The following is a 22,819-nucleotide window of genomic DNA, read 5'->3' as shown; positions in this document are numbered from 1 at the left end:
TTGACGCGGACATTGTCGGATCGAGCTTTTGTGGCGAGGGGATTTATCCCCGATGGGTTGCGAAGCAGCCCCTAATCCAGCAGTCGCGGTGTATCAGATTGATCGCGTCGACTGATTTCGCGACTGCTTCGCAGCCGATCGGGGATAAATCCCCTCACCACAAAAGCTCACTCCCACAGGGGGATTGTGTCGGGCAGATAATCCTCGTCAGCCCGACATCCAGTGACTCAGTTGCTCTTCACCGCATAATCCGGCTTCTTGTCGTTGCCCTGAATGAACGGGCTCCACGGCTGCGCACGGATCGGCCCTTCGGTCTGCCACACCACGTTGAACTGACCATCAGCCTGAATCTCGCCGATCATCACCGGTTTGTGCAGGTGGTGATTGGTCTTGTCCATGGTCAGCGTGTAGCCCGATGACGCCGCAAACGTCTGCCCGGCCAGCGCTTCACGCACCTTGTCGACGTCAGTGGATTTGGCTTTCTCAGCCGCTTGCGCCCACATGTGGATGCCGACGTAAGTGGCTTCCATCGGGTCGTTGGTCACGGCTTTGTCCGCGCCCGGCAGGTTGTGTTTCTTCGCGTAGGCTTTCCAGTCAGCGACGAATTTCTTGTTCTGCGGGTTCTCGACGGATTCGAAGTAGTTCCATGCCGCGAGGTTGCCCACCAGCGGTTTGGTGTCGATGCCGCGCAGTTCTTCTTCGCCGACCGAGAACGCCACCACCGGTACGTCGGTAGCTTTCAAACCCTGGTTGGCCAGTTCTTTATAGAACGGCACGTTGGAGTCGCCGTTGACCGTCGAGATGACCGCAGTCTTGCCGCCGGCCGAGAATTTTTTGATGTTGGCGACGATGGTTTGATAGTCGCTGTGACCGAACGGCGTGTAGACCTCTTCGATGTCTTTGTCGGCGACGCCTTTGGAATGCAGGAACGAACGCAGGATTTTGTTGGTGGTGCGCGGGTAGACGTAGTCGGTGCCGAGCAGGAAGTAGCGTTTGGCGCTGCCGCCTTCTTCGCTCATCAGATATTCAACAGCAGGGATCGCTTGCTGGTTCGGCGCGGCGCCGGTGTAGAAGACGTTCGGCGACATCTCTTCGCCTTCGTATTGCACCGGGTAGAACAGCAGGCCGTTGAGCTCTTCGAACACCGGCAACACCGATTTACGCGACACGGAAGTCCAGCAGCCGAACACCACGGCAACCTTGTCCTGAGTCAGCAACTGCCGGCCCTTTTCGGCGAACAGCGGCCAGTTGGATGCCGGGTCAACCACGACCGGCTCCAGCATTTTGCCGTTGACGCCGCCCTTGGCGTTGATCTCGTCGATGGTCATCAGCGCCATGTCTTTGAGCGACGTTTCGGAGATCGCCATGGTGCCGGACAACGAATGCAGAATCCCGACCTTGATGGTCTCGGCGGCCTGGACAGTCCAGGTCATGCCCATCGCGGCAATCGATGCCGAGAGTGTGAAAGCCTTGATCAAACTGCGACGCTTCATTGTGCGATCTCCATGAACGTTAAAGTTTTTTATGGTTGGCAGATGCGGACGACTGAAGGTGTGTTTTGCAAGGGCTGTGCCCGGTCGGGATCGGGCAGGAAAATGTCGTGTTAGAGCGGTTGCGCGGTTTTGCGCTGCACCACGAAGGGACGCGCAGGGCGCGTTGGTGCATGCGGTCGCGCCACTTTGGGGCGCGAAAAATCATGTGTAGGAGCTGCCGCAGGCTGCGATCTTTTGATCTTGCTCTTAAAACAAGATCAAAAGATCGCAGCCTTCGGCAGCTCCTACATGGGGTGGATCAGGATGAGGTCGAGGCGGACTCGGTTTGCCTGCTCAGGCGCGACAGCAGCAGGCGATCCAGCAACCACACCACCACCAGCGAAGCCCCCACCAGCGGGAACATCACCGCCAGCGCGAGCATGATCAGCACGCCGGTTTTCCACTTCGGCAGGTCATGGCGCAGCGGCGGCACGCCGAATTTGCCCTGTGGCCGGCGCTTCCACCAGATCACCACGCCGCTGACGGCACTGAGCAGAATCATCAGGCAGATCAGCAGCACAACGATCTGATTGAAGGTGCCGAACATTTTGCCTTCGTGGAGCATCACGCCAATTTCGGTGGCGCGGGCGACGGTGCCGTACTGCTCGAAACGCACATCGGCGAGCACTTTACCGGTGTACTGATCGACGTGCAGGGTGGCGTCGTTGCGTGGGTCATCGGCGAACACGGCGATGGTGAACACGCCGGTGGCGGTGGTCGGCAACGTGATGCTGTAGCCAGGTTCGACGTTGCGTCCGGTGGCGATGTTCTGCACGTTTTGCAGGCTGATGGTCGGTGCTGCCGGGCCTGCGTTGGCGCCACCGTGGGCCATGTGTTCGGCGTGGTCGCCGGACATCGGCATCGGCGTATTTTCCATCGCCCATGGCACGGTCTGGCGCGTGGCGCTGTTGAGGCTGCGGGCTTCGACGTCGGAGGTCGGCACGTTGTCCCACATCGCTGCCGGGAAGACGTTCCACACCTGCGCGTATTGCTTGCCCCAGAAACCGGTCCAGGTCATGCCGCTGAGCAACATCACCAGCAGCAATGTCGCGCCCCAGAAACCGGTGACCGCGTGCAGATCCCGCCACAACACACGACCGCGACTGTTCAGCCGTGGCCACAAAATGCCTGCGGCCTGACCGCGCGGCCACCACAGGAACAACCCGGACACCACCAGCACCACGCCCCAACCGGCGGCCATTTCGATGAGCCGATCACCGACGGTGCCGATCATCAATTCTCCGTGGATGGCGCGGGCGATGGCTTGCAGGTTCTGCTTGGCATCCTGTTCGCCAAGGATGTCGCCGTGGTATGGATCGACGAATACGTTGAGTTCGTGGCCGGCGTTGGTCACGACGAATTGCGCGCTGCGTTCGGCGTTGACCGGTGGCAGGTATTGGGTGACCTGGCCTTGTGGATAAGCGCTCTTCACCCGTTGCAGCAGGTCATCGGGCGAGACGGTGTGATGGCCGGCCGGGACGTTGAGCAGGCTGCTGTACATCAGTGAATCGAGCTGCGGTTTGAACAGGTAGATGATGCCGGTCAAGGCCAGCATCACCATGAAGGGGGCGACGAAGAGACCGGCGTAAAAATGCCAACGCCAGGCCAGGTTGTAGAAATTCGGTTTGGGCTGTTTCATCACGTGTGCTCCGCTGGGCGAATTTTTTTAGATCAAGCGATCGCAGCCTTCGGCAGCTCCTACAGGGGTGCATGCGGGCTGCGATCTTTTGACTTTTTTTGTTAGAAACTCATGTCGACCTTGGTCCAGAGCGTGCGCCCCGGTTCATTGATCGCTTGCGGGTCGTTGGCCGGGTAGCCGAATCCGGCGTTGCCCGCCAGGTTCAGGTGTTCGGCGTATGCCTTGCCGAACAGGTTGTCGACGCCGCTGCTGACCTTCCAGTTCTTGTTGATCCGATAGGCACCGTTGAGGGAGAACACGCCGAAGCCCGAACTCTTGTCGTAATCCTTGCCGACCACGTTGCCCTTGTTCTGGTCGATACGGTTTTGTGCGGCAACCACCCTCCACAGTGCGCCGGCGCTCCAGTTGTCTTCGGTATAGGTCAGACCGAAGCGTGCATCCAGCGGCGGCATCTGCGGCAGCGCTTTGCCATCGCTGCTGTTCTTGCCCCAGGCGTAGGCCAGGGTCGCATCGGCTTTCCAGTGATCGGTGAGTTTGTACGCGGCACCGAGTTCACCGCCCATGATTCGCGCGTCGATGTTCTCGGCGCGCGAGGTGCTCATGCCCATCATCCCGGGCGTGTAGTCGAAGAGGATGTAGTCACGAACCACACCGACGTAGCCCGAAGCCCAGGCTTCGAGTTCGGCGCTCTTGTAGTTCACGCCGAAATCCAGCTGCGTGGTTTTTTCCGGTTTGATCGAATCGAACGCGTTGACCGATCCCGCCGGGCCGGACTTGGGCGAAAACAGCTCCCAGTAATCGGGGAAGCGCTGAGCGTGACCCAAACCTGCATAGAGCGTGGTCGGGCTGTCGGCGAGGTCATGCTCGTAGCGGATGAAGCCGCTCGGCAGAGTGTCGGCGCGGGTATCGTCGGCGGTCGGGTTGGGGCGGCTCATCATTCCCGAGCCAGAGGTCTGCCGATAATCCTTGGCCGAAGCGCGGTCGACGCGGGCACCAGTGATCAGGCGATCACGGTCGGCGGCGTACCAGGTCATCTCGCTGAATACGCCGTAGTTATGGAAGTCGGCGTCCTTGGTGTACGGCTGATTCTTGTAGGTATCGATGCCCATGCCGCTGCGTTGACGGTGTTCGTTGGTCTGCGCATCGAGGCCGGTGATCAGTTGAATATCAGCCCAGCGCCAGGTCGCCTTGATCCGCGCGCCGAGGGTGCGGCGGTCGACGTTGGAGGCCATGGGACCTGCCATCATGCCGGTGCCGGACGGTGTGCGCAGGGTGTAGTTGTCCATCACGTGGTCGGCGTAGTTGTAGTAGACCTGCGCTTCGAGTTTCTCCAGCACGTCAGTGATGTTGGATTTCTCGAAACGCAGGCCGAGGCTTTCGCGCAGGAACTGCGAACCGTCCATGCCGCGTCCGGCGTAGCGTGCTTCACCGTCGCCCTTGCCGGCGGTGAGTTCGATCAGGGTGTCGGCGTCCGGGGTCCAGCCTACCGCGATGTCACCGTTCCACTTGTCGTAGCGCGAGGCGACGATGTCGTTATCGCCGTCGCGGTAATCGTCGGAATGCGCGGTGTTGCCGATCACGCGAACATAGCCCAACGGGCCGCCGGCAGCGGCGTCGACGACCTTGTCGAAGCGTCCGTGGGAGCCAGCCAGCACGCTGGCGTTCACCCGCGTGCCGAGTTCGCCGAAGCTCTCCGGTTCACGATCAAACAACACGGTGCCAGCCGAGGCGCCCGGGCCCCAAAGCACGGTTTGCGGGCCTTTGATCACGGTGAGTTGGTCGTAGGTCTCCGGCGAGATGTACGAGGTCGGTGCGTCCATTCGACCCGGGCAGGCACCGAGCATCATGCTGCCGTTGGTAAGGATGTTCAGACGTGAGCCGAACATGCCGCGCAGTACCGGATCGCCGTTGGTGCCGCCATTGCGCACCAGCGCGAAGCCCGGAATGGTCTTCAGATAATCACCGCCGTCGCTGGCCGGCACCGGTTGGCGCGGGTCCTTGGGATTGGTGACGATGGTCAGCGGCGAGCTCGGCGCGATCGCGGTGACCACCGTCGGACTGAGTTCTTCGTTGTGGCCGGCGTGATCATCGGCCAGCACCAGCGGGGACAGCAGGACGCCGCAAAGGACGGCGGTAGCGTGCCTGAAACGAATCCGCGATTCGTTCAAAGCGAAGGACGCCGGGGCAGAACCCGAGCGTGGAACAGCAGCAAACCTGGACATGACAATTTCCATCAAACAGTCGTAAACGACACGGCCGGCAGCCTCGAGCTGTCTTCTCAACCGTGTGCAATCAAAGGTGCGTGTTTACGCGGCGATGGGCGGGGCGCGGGTGCGGGCGCCGGGGAAGAAGGTCTGCCGGGCGTGGCCCAGGCGTGGCGAGGGCGGGGTGAAGGTGTTCAGCGGCGGGATATTGAAGGCGACGAAGTCACCACCGCCGGTCAGTGCCGGGCAATTGAACAGCAGGCTGCAATAGCCGCATTTTTCCCATAACACATGGTGCGTGGATTGTGGCGGGCAGTGTTCGGCTGAGGGCTTGGCGTCGTGGCCGCTGTGATCCATGCCCGGCATGTCCATCGACATGTCCATGCTCATCGGCATCGATGTCGAGGCGTGTTGATCCATCGGCATCGACTGAGAAATCAGTGGGCCGATGAAGATCATCAACATGGCGAACAGGGCGATCCAGCTGCCGCGAGTCAGCGTTTCAGTCTGACGGCGTTGCAGTGGCGGCCTGGCGCTCAGCGGGCGCATGGGCGGAGTCTGCCGGAGGGCTTACTGAGCGTGCGCGTGAGCCTGCTTGGTTTCCGGCGGTTTCTTCTGCACCGAGACTTCGACGGTGACGTCACCGGCCTTCTCGAAGTGCAGGGTCAGCGGGAAGCGTTTGCCGTCGCTGAGCAGGCTGCGATCGGTCGGGTTGAGCAGCATCACGTGATAGGCCATCGGCGCAAACGTCACGTTGCCGCCGGCCGGGATTTCCACGCTAGGCACTTGCTGCATCTTCATCAGATCGCCCTGCATGACGTGTTCGTGCAGTTGCGCCTCTGGAGCAATCGGCGAGTCGACGCTGAGCAGGCGGTCGTTCGTCTTGCCGGCGTTGTGAATGATGAAATAGGCAGCAACGGTTGGCGCGTTCGGCGGCAACTCTTGCGACCACGGGTAGGCGATCTCAAGTTCGCCGGCCTTGTATTCGTGAGCATGGGCAAAGCACGCCGGCAGCAGCAGCGCAGCGATTACGATGAATTTGTTCAACATGGCAGTTCTCCAGAACGATTTGAAACGCAGGTCAATTGCGCGAACAAATCAAACCAGAGGGGAGGCGCGGGGATTGAGGCTCGGCCATTGCTGGCGCGGCGTGGGTGTTTGCAACGAGGCGGGCGCGACGCTGCGATTGCTTTCGTAGCGGGCGAAATACAGCTGCGGCGAATGCCCCGGCAGCGCCACCAATGGCGCCGAGCCCGAGCAGCACCAGCAATGCTGCATGTTCGAATGGGTGTCGTTGCTCGGGGCTTTTTGCTCGGTGGTGCCGATGTTGATCGCCACCATCTTGGTCCCGCTGCCGGTGCAGAAACTGCTCCAGAGCAATTGCTCGGCCGGTGAATTGGCCGCCTGCGCCATCGCCCCGGTCATCGGCATGGCGAGCATGTTGAACAGCACTGCAAAGCAGGCGATCCAGGCAATTGCCAGCCGGTGTCGGTTCATGGGACAGATCCATTGGGTGGGCGATCAGGCGCGGCTATTTAGCCTGATCAGGGCCGATAAGTAAAAAAGCGTCGTGCGGTTTGGTGTCGCAGCGAACTCGTCATACTCACTCAATTCGCGGGTACGGCATGAACTTGCATATCTACACCAAGCGTAGCGCGGATTACCGAAAATATTTTGGCCAGGTTATCCATGCTCGGATTGCCTTTGGCTGAAAGCATTCGATGCAAGCTTTTACTCGGTTTTTCGGTCTCCCTTGCGAGCTCCTCGAAGCCGACAGTCGCATTGACGAGATCGCGCAGAATTATTCTGGCCATTTCTGGCTCGCCATTCAGGAACAGAGTCGCGGCCTCATCCAGTAATGCTTGAGCAAACTCCGGATCACGTTGGGCGCGTTCTGCGATTGAATGTTTGTAGCTACGAGTGAGAACCATCAATTACCTCCGGTTCTGTTCAGCTTTTTTTCGAATTCGGAATTCGGAATTCGGAATTCGGAATTCGGCTATCAAGGCTTTCGCCTGTTTGATGTCTTTCTTTTGAGTCGATTTGTCGCCGCCACCAAACAAAATGATCAGACGTTTTCCTTCTTGTATGAGGTAGATCCGGTACCCTGGCCCCCAATTGATTTTGTATTCACCCAAGCCATCGAACCATTTGATATTGGAAGTATTGCCCAATTCCAACCTGACCATGGCATTTGAGACCTACAGTGCAGCCTGCACGCTCAAAGTGGAGATCCACCGACCAAATGGGCTTGATTCGTCTTCTTGTAGATATTCTTCGAGTGTGATCACGGCCAGCCCTGAAGGTAACAAATAGGTTACCTATCATGCAAGCTGTGGATCTTGCCCTATGAGATGAACTCCGCCAACGCAGCAAGTGTTTCTTGAAGCGACAGAAACTCCCGGTCAACCCCCGGCAACCCCGGTCGCTTCAACACAATCACCGGCACTCCACGCTCGCGCGCCACTTCCAGCTTCGGCTCAGTGGCGGTGCTGCCGCTGTTCTTGCTGATCAACACATCGATCTGCCGCCGCTCGAACAGTGCGCGCTCTTCCTCCAGCAGAAACGGCCCACGTGCGCCGATCACTTCGCAGCGTTCGTTGCCGGGGTAGACGTCGAGGGCGCGCAGGGTCCAGAACTGCTCCGCTGGAATTTCATCGAGGTGTTGCAGCGGTTCGCGGCCAAGGGTGAATAGCGGCCGGCGGAAAGGCTTGAGCGCAGTGATCAGCTCGGCCCAGTCGCTGACTTCGCGCCAGTCATCACCGGGCTGCGGCTGCCACGCCGGGCGGCGCAAAGCCCAGCAGGGGATGTCGGTCAGTCGCGCGGCGGTCGCGGCATTCTGGCTGATCTGTGCGGCATAGGGATGCGTGGCGTCGAGCAGCAGGTCGATGCCTTCGTCGCGAATGAATTGCGCCAGACCTTCAGCGCCCCCGTAGCCACCGACGCGCACCTGACAGGTCAGATCCGTCGGTACCCGGCCAACGCCCGCCAAGCTATAGATATGTTCCGGCCCGAGCGTGCGGGCAATCGCCAGCGCTTCCGTGACGCCGCCCAGCAGCAGAATCCGCTTCATGCAAAACCTCCGGCATGCCCGACAATGCCGCCCTGACGATCAATCGCAAACACCTCGACCTGCACCTGCGCCGGCACCACGCTGCGGGCGAAATTCAACGCATGTCGACAGACCTCATCGCCGAGCGCGATCCCCACCGCACTGGCCATCGCCAACGCCTGCTGACTGGTATTGGCTTCACGAATGCCTAGCTGCAACGCCTCATCGGCGCCAATCGCGGCGGCCCACTCCGCCAGTTGTGGCAAATCGATACTCGAATGCCGCGAATGCAGATCCATGTGCCCGGCGGCCAGTTTGCTGATCTTGCCGAAGCCGCCGCACAGACTGAGTTTATCCACAGGTACTTTGCGTAAATGCTTGAGCACCGCGCCGACGAAGTCGCCCATTTCGATCAGGGCGATTTCCGGCATATCGTAGACCCGGCGCATGGTGTCTTCACTGGCGTTGCCGGTGCAGGCGGCGATGTGCAGATAGCCGTTGGTTTTCGCCACATCGATGCCCTGATGAATCGAGGCGATGTACGCCGCGCAGGAGAACGGCCGGACGATGCCGCTGGTGCCGAGGATCGACAGCCCGCCAAGAATGCCCAGGCGCGGGTTCATGGTTTTCAGTGCCAGCGCTTCGCCGCCCTCGACGTTGACCGTGACGTCGAAACCGCCGGCATAACCGGTCTCGGCGGCGAGCAGTGTCAGGTGATCGCTGATCATTTTGCGTGGCACCGGATTGATCGCAGGCTCACCGACGCCGAGCACCAGTCCCGGCCGGGTCACGGTGCCCACGCCGGCACCGGCATTGAAGCGAATGCCCGGCTCGGCCATCAGCCGCACCCGCGTGTACAACAGGGCGCCGTGGGTCACATCGGGATCGTCGCCGGCATCCTTGATCGTGCCGGCCTCGGCACCGTCCTCGGTCAATCGGCAGAACTCCAGGCGCATCTGCACCTGCTTGCCTTTGGGCAAGACAATTTGCACGGCATCGGCCGACAGCCCACCGAGCAACAGGCGTGCGGCGGCGAGGCTGGTGGCGGTGGCGCAACTGCCGGTGGTCAGGCCGCTGCGCAGGGGTGCGGGTTGTTCGGCGGTTTCGTCACGCATCGAGGGGTTTGACCAGATCGAGCAGGGTGATCGGCAACGCTTGTCGCCAGGTATCGAACTCGCCGAGCGGCTGCGCCTGGGCAACATGGATGCGCGTCAGCTCGCCACCGTAACGTTCACGCCAGCTCATCAGGGTGACTTCGCTTTGCAGGGTCACCGCGTTGGCGACCAGTCGGCCACCGGGTTTGAGGTGTTCCCAGCAAGTTTCGAAGACGCCTTCACGGGTCACGCCGCCGCCAATGAAAATCGCGTCCGGGCGCTCCAGTCCGGCCAATGCTTGCGGAGCCTTGCCGCGAATCAGCTGCAGGCCGGGCACGCCCAGCGCATCGCGGTTATGCTCGATCAACTCCTGGCGACCGGCATCGGCTTCGATGGCCAAGGCGCGGCAACTGGGGTGCGCGCGCATCCACTCGATGCCGATCGAACCGCTGCCGGCGCCGACATCCCAGAGCAGTTCGCCGGGTGTCGGGGCGAGGCGGGCGAGGGTGATGGCGCGCACGTCGCGCTTGGTCAGTTGGCCGTCATGCTGGAATGCCGAGTCGGGCAGCCCGGCGAGGCGCGACAGGCCGCCAATGCCGGAATCGGCGAGGCATTCGATGGCAATCACATTGAGATCGGCAATCAACGGGTCATCCCACTCGGATGCGCTAGCGTCGACGCGACGCTCGGCGCTGCCCCCCAAATGTTCCAGCACGCTCAGGCGACTCGAACCGAAACCGCGCTCGCGGAGCAATTGCGCAACCGCCGCCGGGCTCTGGCCGTCGTTGCTCAGCAACAACAGCCGCACGCCACTGAACAATTGGGCATTGAGCGCGGCCAGTGGTCGGGCCACCAGCGACAGCGTCACCACGTCCTGCAAAGGCCAGCCGAGACGTGCGGCGGCCAGTGAGCAGGACGACGGTGCCGGCAGAATCAGCATCTCCTCGCTCGGCACCTGGCGGGCAAGGCTGGCACCGACGCCGTAGAACATCGGATCACCGCTGGCCAGCACACAGACTGCTTCGCCACGTTGCTCCAGCACCGGCGCGAGAGAAAACGGGCTCGGCCACAACTGCCGCTCGCCGCGAATACACACCGGCAGCAAATCCAGTTGACGCTGGCCACCGACGATCCGCGAGGCGCCCATCAGGGCACGCCGGGCGTTTTTGCCCAGGCCCTTGAAGCCGTCTTCACCGATTCCCACTACCGTCAGCCAGGGTGACATCTATATTCCTCTAAACACGCCGTTCCGACGGGCAGACTTTTCATGCCACCGGACAAAGCAGGCATAATACCGCGCCTTCGCCCGCGAAGCGCCTTTCCCACGCAGCCGGTCCGCCCCTTGAACGAACGCCCGATGTCCACCGCCTTACGCCCCTCGGCCTGCCCGGGGTTGCTGCGTATCGTCCAGGCGCTGGATGGCGGCATCTGCCGGATCAAGCTCAATGGCGGCTCGATCAGCGCCGATCAGGCTGACGCGGTGGCCGAGGCCGCCGAGCAGTTTGCTGGCGGGGCCATTGAGGCAACCAACCGGGCCAATCTGCAGATTCGCGGGATCGGTGAGCAATCCGCTGCGCTGATCGAGCGTCTGCTCGCCGCCGGGCTCGGCCCTCGCACCGCCGCCGGTGATGACGTGCGTAACCTGATGCTCAGCCCGGCTGCCGGCATCGATCGGCAGATGCGCGTCGATACCCGCGCACTGGCCGAGCAGATCCTCGACACTTTGCAGAGCCATCCACGCTTTCATGAGTTGAGCGCCAAATTCGCCGTGCAACTGGACGGTGGCGAAGCGCTGGCGATGCTCGAACATCCGCATGACCTGTGGTTGTCGGCGTTCGAGCGCGACGGTGAACGATTGTGGGCGTTTGGCCTGGCCGGATGCCCGACAGATCGCGCCATCGGTGCGGTGGCGGCGGAGTATGGCCATGGGCTGGTGGTCGCTGTGCTGGAGTTGTTCCTGCAACTGGCCCGCCCCGAGCAAACACGGATGCGGCATTTGTTCGATGAACGGCCGATGCCGGCCTTTCTCGACGCACTGAAAACGCGCTTGCCGATCGAGCCGATCGGCGATTGGCAGCGCTGCGCCGTTGCGCAAGATCTGCACATTGGTGTTCATCCGCAAAATACCTCGGGACGGGTCTACATCGGCGCCGTGCCAGCGCTCGGGCGTCTTCATCCGGCGATGTTGCGCGCGGCGGCGCAACTGGCTCGCCAGTATGGTGACGGCAGCCTGCGCTTCACCCCATGGCAAAGCCTGCTGCTGCCGAATGTTGAAACGGCCGACGCGGCGACTGTGCTTGAGGCGCTTGAACAGTCGAACCTGCTGACCCGCACCAGCGAAGCGCTGACCCGTCTGATCGCCTGCACCGGTGCCAGCGGATGCGGCAAAGGCCTCGCTGACACAAAACAGGACGCGCGCCATTTGGCCACGCTGCTGCCATCGGGCGTCAGTGTGCACCTGAGCGGTTGCCCGCGTTCCTGTGCCGCCGCCCATCGTGCGCCGGTGACCCTGCTGGCGGTCAGCCCCGGTCATTACGACCTCTATTTTCGCGATGCAACGCAGCCGGGTTTCGGCGCGCTGCACGCACGCAACCTTACTATTGAAGCGGCGGCGATATTGCTCGACGTCCGCGCTCGGAGCCCCCTTGATGCTTGATTACATCCGCGACGGTCAGGAGATCTATCGCAACTCCTTCGCGATCATTCGCAGCGAGGCCAATCTCGCGCGAATCCCGGCCGATCTGGAAAAACTCGCGGTGCGGGTGATCCACGCCTGCGGCATGGTCGAGGCCATTGACGGTCTGCAATTTTCCGAAGGGGCCGGCAAGGCCGGACGCGAGGCGCTCGCCGCTGGCGCGCCGATCCTCTGCGATGCGCGGATGGTCTCCGAAGGCGTGACCCGTGCACGTCTGCCGGCCAATAACCCAGTGATCTGCACCTTGCGCGACGACAGCGTGCCGGAACTTGCGCGTGAACTGGGCAACACTCGTTCCGCCGCCGCACTGGAGCTCTGGCGTCCGCACCTGGAAGGCAGCGTTGTGGTGATCGGCAATGCGCCGACCGCGCTGTTTTACCTGCTGGAAATGCTCGATGCCGGCGCACCGAAACCGGCGCTGATCCTCGGCTTCCCGGTGGGCTTCGTTGGCGCCGCCGAATCGAAAGCGGCACTGGCCGCCGACAGCCGTGGCGTGCCGTTCGTGATCATGCAAGGTCGCCTCGGTGGCAGCGCCATGGCTGCGGCTGCCGTCAATGCCCTCGCCACGGAGATCGAATGATGCAGGCTCAAGGACGTTTGATTGGCCTGGGCGTCGGCCCCGGTGATCCGGAACTGATTACCGTCAAGGCCCTGCGTTTGCTGCGTGAGTCGCCGGTGGTCGCGTACTTCGTCGCCAAGGGCAAAAAGGGCAATGCGTTCGGCATCATCGAAGCCCATTTGCAGGAAGCGCAGAACCTGCTGCCGCTGGTCTACCCGGTGACCACCGAAGCGCTGCCGGCGCCGCTCTCCTATGAACAGGTGATCAGCGATTTCTACGATGAAGCCGCCGAAACGGTGGCTGCACACCTGGATGCCGGTCGCGACGTCGCAGTGATTTGTGAAGGCGATCCGTTCTTCTACGGTTCCTACATGTACCTGCACGATCGCCTCGCCACGCGCTATGAAGCGCAAGTGGTGCCGGGCGTCTGTTCGATGCTCGGCGGCGCTTCAGTGCTGGGCGCGCCGCTGGTGTATCGCAATCAGAGCCTGTCGGTGCTCTCCGGCGTGTTGCCCCATGAAGAACTGAAACGCCGTCTGGCCGATGCCGACGCCGCCGTGATCATGAAGCTGGGGCGCAACTTCCCGAAAGTCCGTCAGGTGCTCGAAGAACTCGGTCTGGCCGAGCGTGCGCTGTATGTCGAACGCGCGACCATGGCCAATCAGAAGATTGTGCCGATGGATCAGGTCGAGCCGATGTCCTCGCCGTATTTCTCGCTGATCATCGTGCCCGGCGAACGGTGGCAAGGCTGATGACTCAATCAACGCCAGCCATTGTCATTCTCGGTCAGGGCAGCCTGGCCACGGCCCGTCGCGTTCAACAAGTCTATCCAGCGGCGCAGATCCATGGCCTCGCCGGGCGGGTCGAGGGCGCCGATTGCAGTTATCAGGAGTTCGGCGCAACCCTGCGCGCGCTGTATCAGCAGGACACGCCGATCATTGCCTTGTGCGCCGCCGGCATTGTCATCCGCACGCTGGCGCCGCTGTTGCTGGAGAAGGGCGCCGAGCCTGCCGTGCTCGCCGTGGCTGAAGACGGCAGCGCTGTGGTGCCGCTGCTCGGTGGCCTGGGCGGGGTGAACGTCATGGCGCGGGAAATCGCGACGGCGTTGCAAGTCGCCGCCGCCATCACCACCAGCGGCGAATTGCGCTTCGGCACGTGCCTGCTCAACCCGCCCAGCGGTTATGCGTTGGCAGATCTGGAGTCGGGCAAGCGCTTTGTCTCGGATCTGTTGGCCGGGCACAGCGTCCGTATCGAAGGCGCGGCGCCATGGCTGGATCAGGCGCAATTGCCGGAAGATCCACAGGCGCAGCGTTCGATTCATGTGAGCAGTGCCGCCCGTCAAGCGAGTGCCAATGAACTGCTGATCTATCCGCGCAGTGTGGCGGTGGCGATCAGTGCCGACGTTGGGGATCTGCCGGAAGCCGTTCGCGCAGCGTTGCAGCACGCGAACATTGCGCTGCCATCGCTCGCCTGCCTGCTCGCCGCCGACACTGAAATGGCCTCGATGAACTTGCACGGCGCGGCGCTTGAGCTCGGCGTGCCGCTGCGGTTTGTCGCCGCGCAAAGTGACCTTGCCGCATTGGCAGCCGTTGCCGTATCTGACGCGAAGATCGTCACTGTCGATAACCTTGCCATCGCGATTGCCGAGCAACCGCTGGACGTTGCAACGATCGGTCGTCGACGCGGGCGTCTCGCCGTCATCGGCCTCGGCCCCGGTGCTGCCGAACTGATGGTGCCGGCGGTCAAAGCCGAACTGGCGCGCTGCACTGACGTGCTCGGTTATGAAACCTACGTACGCATGGCCGGCCCGTTCCGCGATGACCAAGTGCAACATTGCACCGATAACCGTGAAGAAATGCAGCGCGCCCGTCACGCCTTCAGGCTGGCGGCCGAGGGCCGTTCGGTGATCGTGGTGTCGTCGGGTGATCCGGGCGTATTCGCCATGGCGGCGGCGGTGCTCGAAGCGTTGCACGAGTCGGATGATCCGGCCTGGCACAGCGTCGACCTGGAAATCCTGCCGGGTGTCTCGGCGTCGCTGGCCACCGCCGCACAGGCCGGTGCGCCGCTGGGGCACGACTTCTGCGTGATGTCGCTGTCGGACAACCTCAAGCCGTGGTCGATCATCGAGAAACGTCTGGACCTGGCTGCGGAGGCGGATCTGGCCCTGGCCTTCTACAACCCGATCTCCAAGGCTCGGCCGTGGCAGTTGGGCCGCGCGCTGGAAATCGTCGGCCAACACCGCACAGCGCAAACCCCGGTGGTGCTGGGGCGCGACATTGGCCGACCAGGGCAGACACTGCGCACCACGACGCTGGGGGCGCTGACCCCGGATCAGGTGGACATGCGCACGATGGTGCTGATCGGCTCGTCCACCACCTGCACGTTCTCGCGTGCCGACGGTAGCAGCTGGGTTTACACCCCACGCTGGTACGGTGAAAAACCCGCCTCCTGAAATCATGCGGCCCGCGCTGGGCCGCCTATCCCTTCCTGCGTCAGCCTCGATCAGGTATTTATTCGCTTATCGCTGTAGGCATCTTCCTGAATGCCGACGTAAAGCCAGCTGGCGGGTGCAGGTTTTTTTACATCGGGTTGTCAGTCTATTTACTGCCTTGATTGAAGTTGTTTCCGACTGATTGCAGATGTAAGTAATGTTTTTGTTGTTTTACGCTGTGAGCGCTATTTGCGTGCTGGCTTGAAATTCATATTGTTTAACGTATTTCGATGCCGCTGTTTATTGATTCGATATGTAGCCGTGTTCCTGAAAACAATTGAATTCCTTGTGGCTTGATCGCGTTGGCGAGGGGGAATAGTTTTTCCTCGTTCAAAAGGTCAACGCGGCCTTGCGTCACTTCAAGTCAATGCTTGATAAAAGGGATTTTAGTGTATGAGTGAGTCAGAAGTCTCGCCGGCGAACGGCTATGTTGAATTTGTAGAACTTTTTAAACTGCAAACGCTGGAAGATGCATTGTTGGCCTATAAAAGCAGCAAGCAGCAAGCAGCATGACGCGATATTGCGTTATTACGCCGGCTGCGTTGCGGCAGATACGGCCTCTGAATTACTTGAGCCCTTGAGATTGTTACAGCAGGCGCTTGCCTCGTTGACTGATTCTCATGGGGGGCGCCGTCGACGTTCAACAGAGCCCGCTGCTCCTGTAGCGGAAGAAAACAAGGCTGATGCGGAGTTGACGGTTATCAGCAACAGAATCGATGAATACGCCACTCGTCTGGCCAACAGCGTCGAGCAACTGAATGCCTCGGCCAGAGAAGTGGTGAGGTTGCAGCACTTTGTCTGGCTCGGCGGCGGGATCGGCGATATCCAGCGTGATTACATCAATGTCTGGACGCAGGTGCTGGGCCCGGAAGGCTATGCCTTCAAGCTCTGGTATGACAGTGACGCACTGCTGGTTCATGAAACCAATCGGATTGTGGTGGAAGCGGCAAAGGCTGATGCCATGGCGGCCGGAGGTGCAAGCGTTTCCGCGGGATTTGGTTTGGCCGACCTTTATGAAGCGCGTCTGGGAGTTTTGAAACTACAACTGTTCGAGCATGTCCAGGCGGGAAAATCTGGCGCCGATGAAGCGCGGATAGACTTGCTGGTACGTGCTTACGGTCAGGACGAAACAAGGCTACGTGAACTGCGGCAGAAGAACCTGGTGACACTGCAGGCCATGAACCAGGATTTTTTGCGGTTAGTTGATGTGCGTGAGAAGGACTATTCATTCCCGCTTATGGATATCTATGAGCGTGAATTGAGCATGCGTGGCAATCTGGCGGCGGCGGGCGATGTTCTACGCTACCAGGTGTTATTCAAGGAAGGCGGAACTTACAGCGATGTAGATTACTTGCCGCCGTTCAAAAAGATGCTGGGCGAAGTTCACGTCGATACGATCCGGGGAGAAAAGACCGCGCTGGCAGTGCTGCAATTGATCCTTGATCGTAACCCGCATTTTATGCCCGGTCGTCAAGCTTTACGCGACCGCTACAACAGTTATGCAGAGGATGTTCCGGCGGATGTATTACCTGAAATTGAGGCGTTTGCTGCCAGCGGCCCTTTGTTGACGGACGTGTTTGCCGCCCCCGAACCTCGAGTTGCCATTCCAGACGCATTGCGCGCTGCTTACGTTGACAATGCCGCTTTGAGCAATGCTTTTTTGATCGCTCACGCAGGCGCGGCGAGTTTAGAGGCTGTTACATCGCGTGTGCGGTTCATGTACGAGTTGATGGATCAGTACAGAGAAGCATTGATTGAGCAGCGAGTACCTGCGCTCGACGGTGACACCCAATATCGGATTGCTACTGATGTGATCGTTGGCGCACCGGGGTTTAATGAGCTACCTCGTGAAATTCAGCACTACCTTCAGGCTCGAATACAAGATCTCGTCGGTTACTTTGGCGAAGGGGTGACACCCAATGCCAAAGGCACCATTCATTTGACCGGGCCGGGCGTAATGCGCACGGGGATGTCAGTCTACGAAGCAGCCCATTTCACGCCCCGCGCTGCAGCGGTGTTCAGCGAGCAGGCTAAGTTGCTGGAGGGGTTCAACTACTTCACTGAAGAAGAGCAGGATCACAGCTGGCACGAGAAGTTTTCTGACTTCGAACAGTGGCGTTTGAGTGAACAGAAAAAATCGCAGGAAGGCGTATTCAAGGCCCGCTATATCGGCGATGTCGCTGAGCTGCTCAAACGCCAGAGCATCGAATTCGATGAAGGCTGGCCCGTCATCGAAGGTCGTTATGTACTGGCGACCGATATCCTTCAGGACCTCGTCGAAGGGCTTGGCGAACCTTTCTTGCGGGCGATGCGTGAAGGCTTCACCGGCACCGTGGGTTTTGCCCGTCTGGTGCCGCTGGGTTTTGATCAGCGTCAGGCCATTGTCGCGCAGAAGGCCAACGTCTTCGCCCCTGCTTCAGGCGCTACCGCACAGACCCGCGATCTGCCACTGGACGAGCTCCTGCAGCGATACGCCAAGGGCACATTCGGGCTAGAGCAACTCAGTCCTTGCCAGCGCCTGTTGCTCGGCTCGTTACTGGGTGCGCCGAGCCTGGACAAACACAGCTTCGAAGCGCTTGCCATGGAACTCGATAACCTCGCCAACGGTGTTTCGGAGCTGGGCATCTCAAATCGTTATGCGGTCATCGAACGTGAGCTGTTCAAGCGTCAGACACCGGCGTTTCTCGCCGGGCTGAAACGCCCGCCGGTCTCGGCTCCGGCCCACGATGAAACGGCACTGGCGTTGAAGAAGTATGCGCTGGAGCAACCACTGACACTGAGTCAGTGGGGGGAACATGTCGCGCGCATCCAGCAGGTGGCGAAGCTCGAGTTTCGCGACCGTATCGTCGAGCGCATGAGTGATGTGCTCGACAGCTTCCACGGTGCCGACACCAGACTGGTGCCTCAGGATCTGTTGCTGGAAGGAGCGGGCGACACCATCGGTGGCCGCTGCTACCCGCTGGCACTGGTGATGGCGGCTGCCCTGCATCAGGGCGCTGACGCCATGAACACCCTGCGCGAGCGTTTCTACCTGGGCGTGATCGAGCCTTCTGATCGCGACTCGATGGCGTTTTTGCAAGTACTTGAAGAATTGCGCGATGAAAGCCTGGCTGATTCCGGCAGCGCCCTTGAGCGTTCCACGCTGGAGCAAGTGGTGAGCCTGCTGGAGGACGCCGATGCTACTCGCACGATCATGCTCAACTCTGACAATCACGCCATGCTGGTCGCTAAAACGCGGACTGGCGAGGGCAGCGCCTATCACTTTTACGATCCCAACTTTGGCGTCTTCGAATTTGCCCAGGCGCAACCGTTTCGCGAGGCGCTGGAACGCTTTTTCATTGAGCATGAAATGGCTCGTCACTACGCCACGTTCGGCGAATTGTCCGCACCGACATTTGATCTGATCGAACTGAATGCCGAACGCGTCGCGGCGCTCGTGGTGCCGTCGGGGTTGCAGGTGAACGAACTGCTGGCGCCGGGAGCACTGCGCGAAAGACCGCTGCTGCCCGGGCGCCAGCGCCTGACCAGTGCGCGCGGGCAGTCGCTGGTGAGCAACATCAACCTGGGCAACAGTCTGCGAGATCTGGACAGTCACTGGTGGGCACAACAAATTGAACAGGCCACCCGCCGACTGCAAATCGACAACCAGCTGACAGCAAGCTTTGCGCCGGTGTTTGATTCGCTGGAGGTGACGCCGACCGGTGACTATCACCTCAGTCTGGTCAACCTCGAGGATCCGCAGCAGTGGGTGAAAGTCACCACCCGCGATCATGGGTTCTTGCGCATCAAACAGTTCTTGAGCGAGCGTTTTGCCAGTCTCGCCCGACAGCCGGTTCCCGCTGGCAGTCCGCCGGATCCGACCGAAGCCGGCAGCGTCCACACCCTCAACGCCGGATTTACCATTCAGGCACTGATGCATGCACTGCGTTCGCGCGAGGGTGATACGCGGGAGCTGACCATGGCGGTGCGTTTGCACGCCTACATCAACTACGCGCAGTTGCTGCACGGCAACCTGGTGGATATCGCCGGTGTCATCCAATTGGTGCGTCAGGCGCTGGCGCAGGAAAAACTCATCGCCCAAACCAGCTCCTCGGTGGTCGGTGAAGCCCTCGGGCATGCCGCCGGCGAAGGCGTTGGCGCGGTGTTGGGGCTGGCCAACGTCGGGTTTGATATCTATCAGTTGAGCGAGGCGGGCAGTGATGCCGAGAAGGCGCGCTTCGGCACACAACTGGCGTTTGACTCCGCCAGTTTGCTGGTCACCGGTTCCGGACTGATCGCGGCAGCCGCCGGCGCAGGCACAGCGGCGGCGGTGCTCGGCGGCGCCGGGGTGATTCTGGGTGGACTGGCCATCGGTGTCGGCGCATTGGTTGAAGGATTCGCCGGTATTTTTGAACGGGCCAGACAAGTCGGGTGGTTCTTTTACGAGTTCGATAAAGCCGTGCGGCAGGGCGGTTATCGTCTGGATCCGCAGAGTAAGGCGTGGACGGCCCACGCCTCGCTGGTGGTCGAGTCCGTTGACCTGCTGACCGGTCAGGTACGCCTGGGCAGCCCTCAACTGTTTCCGCTGCGTGATCATTTCGGTGTTCCGGACTACGAGGTCGATTTCAGCCGTAGTGTGGATATTCGCCAAGGCCTGGAGTTGCCGCAGACGTTGGCTTTTTCGCCGCAGGCAGGCGACTTGATCGTCCTGCCCTGTACGCCGAAAACCTGGTATGGCTACGGCTACAAAGCCTTTCCGTTCGCCAATGAATTACACACCGAAGGCTTCGAGCTGGCGCGTCGCCTGGAGAAACCCGAGGCCGATGGCAAGCGCAGGTTTCTGTTTTCGTTCTACTCGTTTCCCAGTGAGTACCTGGTCGCAGACATGGCGCCGGTCTACAAACCCTCATCGATTGAAGTGCGGCTGGACACTGTCGAACGGACGCTGGTGGTGCCGGTGTTGCCGAAAAACTGGCACGGCTTGATCAGTTACGACATTGAGGGCTGTGGAGCGCCGTGTACTTTGTTGCTCAATCCCGGGGTCAGCCTGACATTCTCCGGCACTCATCTGGCCACCACACGCTGGACATTGCTGGCGAGCTGGGCGACGCAAGCTGATCTCAGCTTGTCCGGCGACCGGCTGGATATCGGTGAGATGAGCCTGTGCTTCGACGACGTCAATCTGCATGAGGTCAGCCTCAAACTGGCCGATCAGGTCCTGCGTATCGACTTCACGCAGCAGACGCTGCTGCTGGTTTCAGCAGATCTGCAGCCGGGCATGATGGACCCGCGCACGCTGCATGCGCACTTCAAGAAACTCGCCCATGAGCATCGCCTGGCGTTGCCCTATACGCCGGTGCATAGCTATCGGGTGCCCTTTGAAGACCCTGGCCAACCGCGCGACACGACGGCGTTCTACGACGCCCGAGAGGATCGCTTCATCTACATTCGCGATGAAGACCTGCCGTCAGCCGATGAGGCCCAGTTGGGTATGGTCATGGGCCAGGATGCGTTCTTTTATCAACCCGACAGTTTCCTGGTCTGGCAGGTCGATGTCGTCACCGGTCTGATCAGCTATCACTACCGTCTGCTGGCGAGCGTCACGGGCAGCCGCATCACTCGCTGCGAGCCTGTTGCCGGTGGCGCCGTACAGGTGACGCAGGAGATACCTCGCGCCGGTCAGGCTGCAGATGTGCTGAGCTACCTGATCAGCGATGGCGAGGTGTATCTGACTTCATTGGTACGCGGGCCGGACAGTGCATTGCAGGCGCTTTTCAGTGCGACACCGACGTTGTCCGACTGGTCGCTGGTGTTCGGTGAGTTCTACACATTGCGCGAGCGCGAACACACCGCAACCGCTGTCGTCGTGAATTGGCAGCCGGCGCCGATCGTCTCGGTCTGCTGGGCGATCGATTCGACCCAGCGCGATATGGCGTGGGTGCGTCATGAGGATCGTCTGATCATTCGTCCGCCGGCGCGTCGGCACCATGCTCGCGGTTGGGCCGACTCGATCAAGAATATGCAGGACCTGTCGTTGCTGGTGCCGTCAGGCGGGCAGCAGGATTTGTTCGTCGTCTACGACAAACTGCACAAACGCCTGTTGCGCTTGCAGCGCAATGAGAGCGCGCAAGCGGGGGCACACTGGTCGCAGGCAAATATCTGGGTCGACGGATTGCAAAACATTCTGGCCACAGACCACGGTTACGTGGCGCTGAGTGAGAACGGGCTGTGCTTCGACGTGACGAATGATGGTCAGCTGGCGCTCAGTGGCCTGGCCGAATCGTGGTTCAAACAGCGTCCTGAGTGGTGGGCGCAGTTGGCAGAGGTCGCGGCGCAACATCCCGTTACCCGTTTTGCGCTGCTGGGATTGAGCAACGCCGCCGGTGATGCAAAGTTGTGTGCCTGGTACGTCGACGATCGTTTGTTGCTCGCCGACCTGGGGCCGGGTGCCCATGTTCGTCTGCTCGGGGTTACCCCGGACCGGCAGGCCGCCTGGTTGTTCGAGGTTGATAGCGGCGTCATCTATCGCCAGGGTTTCATCGCGGCTGATCGACTGTCAGCAGCGTTCGGTCAGGGGACTCGGCTGTTACAGGCTGACAGACTGCCGGCACCCCAACGTTTGTGGGCGGATTGGCCTTTTGTCGACGTGACGGCCAAGGGTGCAGAGCTTAGAGGCGTTACCGCGCAAGGTCTGATTATGACTTTGCAGCAGGACCAGCCCGCGTTGCTGACCGGCGTCGAAAGCCAGTGGGTTTCGACGCATGAAAACAGGTTGCTGGCTGACCTTGCGGCACTGGCGAACTCCCATCGACACGTGGATTTCCTGTCCGTCGACACACCAGAAAAAGTCCAATGGTATGTCGTCGCCAGCGGGCAGTTGCTCGGGGTTGGTCGTGCGTTGGTACAGCCTTCCAGCGCGTTGCTTGGAACTCGACAGCAAGGCCATGCACTGATGCTCCATGACCAGGCGCAGAGCGTTGTTCAAGCCTTTCCGGGCGACACCCGAATCGGGCCACTGCCTTATGTTCGACGTGACACTGACGTGATGACGCTGGAGGGTCAGCAGTTGATCGGCGATGTTTTGCCTTTGCTACCCGACGATGTCAAAGCCCTGATATTGCGCCTGGGGCAGGGCGCCGTGACGTATCGACTGTCGCGGGGGGCCTGGCTGAAGCTGGATTCGCTGGTGATCGATTGCCGACCGGCGCTGGCCGGTGAACCAGCGATTCCCGGCAAGTTGATCTGGGAGTTGGATAATCCAGGCAAGTTGCTGCTGGGCCTCGTTGGCGAACATCTGGTGCTGATCGATCCGGACAGTGGCCACGCGGTGATCATCCGGGAAGCCTGTGCGGCTGATGTCAGCTTGCGTGGCGAAGTTGTCCTGGCGTTTGCTGGCTATCGCTCGCTGCTGGTGTCTGCGCTGGTCGCGGTGATCGCTGATTTGGGGGCCGCCGCAACAGGCGTGTCACTGCAAGCACTGGTCGAGCGTGCGACCAATTCGGTCGAACCGGCGCCTGCCGACCTTGATGCCTTGATCGATTGAAAATAACGCCCTTGTGCGTGCCCCGGTTTGG

Annotated in this window: 15 protein-coding genes and 1 pseudogene; 5 read left to right on the top strand and 11 right to left on the bottom strand. The window is 60.8% G+C overall.

The genetic code is table 11. From position 1 onward, the window contains the following. Positions 1 to 227: 227 nt before the first annotated feature. The 11 genes and pseudogenes from urtA to cbiE all read right to left on the bottom strand — a co-directional run bounded on the left by urtA (position 228) and on the right by cbiE (position 10,746). The gene (urtA, locus tag EJA70_RS08110) at positions 228 to 1,493 is read right to left on the bottom strand and encodes an urea ABC transporter substrate-binding protein (RefSeq protein ID WP_158830418.1); all 1,266 of its coding nucleotides are present in this window, start codon (positions 1,491 to 1,493) and stop codon (positions 228 to 230) included. 298 nt (positions 1,494 to 1,791) lie between these two features. Further along, entirely contained in the window at positions 1,792 to 3,171 is a 1,380-nt protein-coding gene (locus tag EJA70_RS08105) for a PepSY domain-containing protein (protein WP_158830417.1), read from the bottom strand. 101 nt (positions 3,172 to 3,272) lie between these two features. After that, positions 3,273 to 5,393: a TonB-dependent copper receptor gene (locus EJA70_RS08100; RefSeq protein WP_158830416.1), complete on the bottom strand. Its 2,121-nt coding sequence runs from the start codon at positions 5,391 to 5,393 to the stop codon at positions 3,273 to 3,275. An 84-nt stretch (positions 5,394 to 5,477) separates the two neighbouring features. Then, positions 5,478 to 5,924 carry a DUF2946 domain-containing protein gene (locus tag EJA70_RS08095; protein ID WP_158830415.1) on the bottom strand — a complete coding sequence of 149 codons (447 nt, stop codon included), beginning with the start codon at positions 5,922 to 5,924 and terminating at the stop codon, positions 5,478 to 5,480. 21 nt (positions 5,925 to 5,945) lie between these two features. After that, the gene (locus EJA70_RS08090) at positions 5,946 to 6,425 is read right to left on the bottom strand and encodes a copper chaperone PCu(A)C (RefSeq protein ID WP_158830414.1); all 480 of its coding nucleotides are present in this window, start codon (positions 6,423 to 6,425) and stop codon (positions 5,946 to 5,948) included. A 48-nt stretch (positions 6,426 to 6,473) separates the two neighbouring features. Further along, positions 6,474 to 6,872: a DUF2946 domain-containing protein gene (locus tag EJA70_RS08085; RefSeq protein WP_158830413.1), complete on the bottom strand. Its 399-nt coding sequence runs from the start codon at positions 6,870 to 6,872 to the stop codon at positions 6,474 to 6,476. Between the two features lie 110 nt (positions 6,873 to 6,982). Further along, complete coding sequence (locus EJA70_RS08080) at positions 6,983 to 7,306, bottom strand: DNA-binding protein (RefSeq protein WP_008078139.1); 324 nt, start codon at positions 7,304 to 7,306, stop codon at positions 6,983 to 6,985. 3 nt (positions 7,307 to 7,309) lie between these two features. Continuing rightward, a pseudogene (locus EJA70_RS08075) lies at positions 7,310 to 7,666 on the bottom strand (type II toxin-antitoxin system RelE/ParE family toxin). 56 nt (positions 7,667 to 7,722) lie between these two features. Beyond that, complete coding sequence (locus EJA70_RS08070; protein WP_158830412.1) at positions 7,723 to 8,448, bottom strand: cobalt-precorrin-6A reductase; 726 nt, start codon at positions 8,446 to 8,448, stop codon at positions 7,723 to 7,725. After that, a complete protein-coding gene (locus EJA70_RS08065) occupies positions 8,445 to 9,542 on the bottom strand; it encodes a cobalt-precorrin-5B (C(1))-methyltransferase (protein WP_158830411.1) in 1,098 nt (365 codons plus the stop codon). Before EJA70_RS08065 ends, EJA70_RS08070 begins: the two co-directional genes overlap by 4 nt. Next, positions 9,535 to 10,746 (bottom strand): precorrin-6y C5,15-methyltransferase (decarboxylating) subunit CbiE, encoded by a 1,212-nt coding sequence (gene cbiE, locus EJA70_RS08060; protein ID WP_158830410.1) that lies wholly within the window; start codon positions 10,744 to 10,746, stop codon positions 9,535 to 9,537. Before cbiE ends, EJA70_RS08065 begins: the two co-directional genes overlap by 8 nt. 132 nt (positions 10,747 to 10,878) lie before the next feature. Between cbiE and cobG the strand changes: the two genes are divergently transcribed. From cobG to EJA70_RS08035, 5 genes are all read left to right on the top strand, one after another. After that, positions 10,879 to 12,177 carry a precorrin-3B synthase gene (cobG, locus tag EJA70_RS08055; protein WP_306109897.1) on the top strand — a complete coding sequence of 433 codons (1,299 nt, stop codon included), beginning with the start codon at positions 10,879 to 10,881 and terminating at the stop codon, positions 12,175 to 12,177. Continuing rightward, positions 12,170 to 12,796 (top strand): precorrin-8X methylmutase, encoded by a 627-nt coding sequence (locus EJA70_RS08050; protein ID WP_008078150.1) that lies wholly within the window; start codon positions 12,170 to 12,172, stop codon positions 12,794 to 12,796. The genes cobG and EJA70_RS08050 overlap by 8 nt, the downstream gene beginning before the upstream one ends. Continuing rightward, positions 12,793 to 13,527 (top strand): precorrin-2 C(20)-methyltransferase, encoded by a 735-nt coding sequence (locus EJA70_RS08045; RefSeq protein WP_008078151.1) that lies wholly within the window; start codon positions 12,793 to 12,795, stop codon positions 13,525 to 13,527. The genes EJA70_RS08050 and EJA70_RS08045 overlap by 4 nt, the downstream gene beginning before the upstream one ends. After that, entirely contained in the window at positions 13,527 to 15,227 is a 1,701-nt protein-coding gene (gene cobJ, locus EJA70_RS08040) for a precorrin-3B C(17)-methyltransferase (protein WP_158830408.1), read from the top strand. Before EJA70_RS08045 ends, cobJ begins: the two co-directional genes overlap by 1 nt. Positions 15,228 to 15,957: 730 nt before the next feature. Continuing rightward, positions 15,958 to 22,788 carry a TcdA/TcdB pore-forming domain-containing protein gene (locus EJA70_RS08035; RefSeq protein ID WP_256677639.1) on the top strand — a complete coding sequence of 2,277 codons (6,831 nt, stop codon included), beginning with the start codon at positions 15,958 to 15,960 and terminating at the stop codon, positions 22,786 to 22,788. Positions 22,789 to 22,819 lie beyond the last annotated feature (31 nt).

Origin of the sequence: Pseudomonas sp. PB103, assembly GCF_009764635.1 — a bacterium.
In the GTDB taxonomy this organism is placed as follows: domain Bacteria; phylum Pseudomonadota; class Gammaproteobacteria; order Pseudomonadales; family Pseudomonadaceae; genus Aquipseudomonas.
Note: the sequence above shows the minus strand (reverse complement) of the source record. Positions and strands in the feature narration are given on the sequence as shown.

What these genes read in the sequence shown, in the direction of transcription:
- EJA70_RS08105 (WP_158830417.1), bottom strand. Translation starts at nt 3,171, where the DNA reads ATGAAACAGCCCAAACCGAATTTCTACAACCTGGCCTGGCGTTGGCAT.
- cobG (WP_306109897.1), top strand. Translation starts at nt 10,879, where the DNA reads ATGTCCACCGCCTTACGCCCCTCGGCCTGCCCGGGGTTGCTGCGTATC.
- EJA70_RS08050 (WP_008078150.1), top strand. Translation starts at nt 12,170, where the DNA reads ATGCTTGATTACATCCGCGACGGTCAGGAGATCTATCGCAACTCCTTC.
- EJA70_RS08065 (WP_158830411.1), bottom strand. Translation starts at nt 9,542, where the DNA reads ATGCGTGACGAAACCGCCGAACAACCCGCACCCCTGCGCAGCGGCCTG.
- EJA70_RS08095 (WP_158830415.1), bottom strand. Translation starts at nt 5,924, where the DNA reads ATGCGCCCGCTGAGCGCCAGGCCGCCACTGCAACGCCGTCAGACTGAA.
- EJA70_RS08100 (WP_158830416.1), bottom strand. Translation starts at nt 5,393, where the DNA reads ATGTCCAGGTTTGCTGCTGTTCCACGCTCGGGTTCTGCCCCGGCGTCC.
- cbiE (WP_158830410.1), bottom strand. Translation starts at nt 10,746, where the DNA reads ATGTCACCCTGGCTGACGGTAGTGGGAATCGGTGAAGACGGCTTCAAG.
- urtA (WP_158830418.1), bottom strand. Translation starts at nt 1,493, where the DNA reads ATGAAGCGTCGCAGTTTGATCAAGGCTTTCACACTCTCGGCATCGATT.
- EJA70_RS08045 (WP_008078151.1), top strand. Translation starts at nt 12,793, where the DNA reads ATGATGCAGGCTCAAGGACGTTTGATTGGCCTGGGCGTCGGCCCCGGT.
- EJA70_RS08085 (WP_158830413.1), bottom strand. Translation starts at nt 6,872, where the DNA reads ATGAACCGACACCGGCTGGCAATTGCCTGGATCGCCTGCTTTGCAGTG.
- EJA70_RS08080 (WP_008078139.1), bottom strand. Translation starts at nt 7,306, where the DNA reads ATGGTTCTCACTCGTAGCTACAAACATTCAATCGCAGAACGCGCCCAA.
- EJA70_RS08090 (WP_158830414.1), bottom strand. Translation starts at nt 6,425, where the DNA reads ATGTTGAACAAATTCATCGTAATCGCTGCGCTGCTGCTGCCGGCGTGC.
- cobJ (WP_158830408.1), top strand. Translation starts at nt 13,527, where the DNA reads ATGACTCAATCAACGCCAGCCATTGTCATTCTCGGTCAGGGCAGCCTG.
- EJA70_RS08070 (WP_158830412.1), bottom strand. Translation starts at nt 8,448, where the DNA reads ATGAAGCGGATTCTGCTGCTGGGCGGCGTCACGGAAGCGCTGGCGATT.